The organism is Nocardia aobensis NBRC 100429 (genome assembly GCF_000308375.1).
GTDB lineage: Bacteria > Actinomycetota > Actinomycetes > Mycobacteriales > Mycobacteriaceae > Nocardia > Nocardia aobensis.
This window is the reverse complement of record NZ_BAFQ01000232.1, coordinates 1-1,250: the sequence shown is the minus strand read 5'-3', so window position 1 is coordinate 1,250 and position 1,250 is coordinate 1. Positions and strand designations below refer to the sequence as shown.

The 1,250-nt window shown below is 61.2% G+C and carries 1 protein-coding gene; it reads right to left on the bottom strand.

All coding sequences use genetic code 11. From position 1 onward, the window contains the following. Window positions 1-41: 41 nt before the first annotated feature. Window positions 42-1,186, bottom strand: a protein-coding gene (locus tag RJ03_RS27375) for an IS3 family transposase (protein ID WP_086007323.1) whose coding sequence is annotated in 2 segments (ribosomal slippage) — window positions 42-916 and window positions 916-1,186 — 1,146 coding nt in all. Because the reading frame shifts where the segments join, the coding sequence is not laid out codon by codon here. Between the last annotated feature and the right edge of the window lie 64 nt (window positions 1,187-1,250).

Sequence of the window (1,250 nt, the reverse complement as noted above, 5' to 3'; positions counted from 1 at the left end):
GGGACTGCCCCCAGTTTGGTTGACTCGCGGGGTTTGATCTTTCAGGCCGCGAGTGCGGGCCGGTTTATTGTCTCAAACTCGATCGGGGTGAGTCGGCCGAGTCTGCGTTGCCGGCGGGTGCGGTGGTAGGTCCTCTCGATCCAGACGACGATCGCCAGACGGAGCTCGTTGCGGGTCGCCCACCGCTTCCGGTCGAGCACGTTTTTCTGCAGCAGCGCGAAGAACGACTCCATCGCAGCGTTGTCGCCACATGCGCCGACTCTGCCCATGGAACCTTGTAATCCGTTGATCGACAACGCATTCACGAACTTTCGAGAGCGAAATTGACTACCCCTGTCGGAGTGGACAATCGTCGCGGTGGGTGATCGGAGAGCGACGGCATGGTTCAATGCCGAGACGGCCAGCGACGCTTTCATTCGTGAATCGATCGAGTAGCCGACGATCCGGTTGGAGAACACGTCCTTGACAGCGCACAAATAGAGTTTGCCTTCGCTCGTGGCGTGTTCGGTGATGTCGGTCAACCACGTCGTGTTCGGGGTGGTCGCGGTGAACCGGCGCCCGACGAGGTCGTCGTGGACCGGCGGGCCGGCCTTTCGGGTGAGCCCGCGTTTCTTGGCGAACACGCTCCAGATCTGTTGCGCTGAACAGAGTCTGGCGACTCTGTTCTCGCCGGCGCGGATGCCGCGGGCCGGTAGTTCGTCGGCGATAAATCGGTAGCCGAAAGCCGGGTCGTCGGCATGGATGTCGAGTGCGGCGTTGATCAGATGGGCGTCGTCCCAATCTCGTTGCGAGACAGGGCATTGTTTCCATTTGTAGAACGCTTGGGTGGAGAATCCGAGTACCCGGCAGGTCACCGCGACAGGGATTCCGTCAGCGGCGAGGTCGAGGACCAGCGGGTAGCTCATTTTGGGTTGATATCACGCGAGAAATAGGCGACGGCGCGGCGCATGACCTCGGCTTCTTGTTCGAGCTGGCGGATCCGTTTGCGTGCTTCGCGCAGCTCGGCGGACTCATCGCGGGTGGTGCCGGGCCGGTGTCCATCCTCGATATCTGCTTGTTTGAGCCAGTTCTTCACACAGCTCTGCGAGATCCCGAAATCCTTGGCGATCTGGGTCAACGAGATCTCGCCCTTACGGGCGACCGCGACCACGTCGCGGCGGAACTCCTCGGGATACGGCTTCGGCATGGCGAACATCCTTCCAGCGAGGAGAAATCCTCACAGGTCAGGAGTCAACCGAACCAGGGGCAGT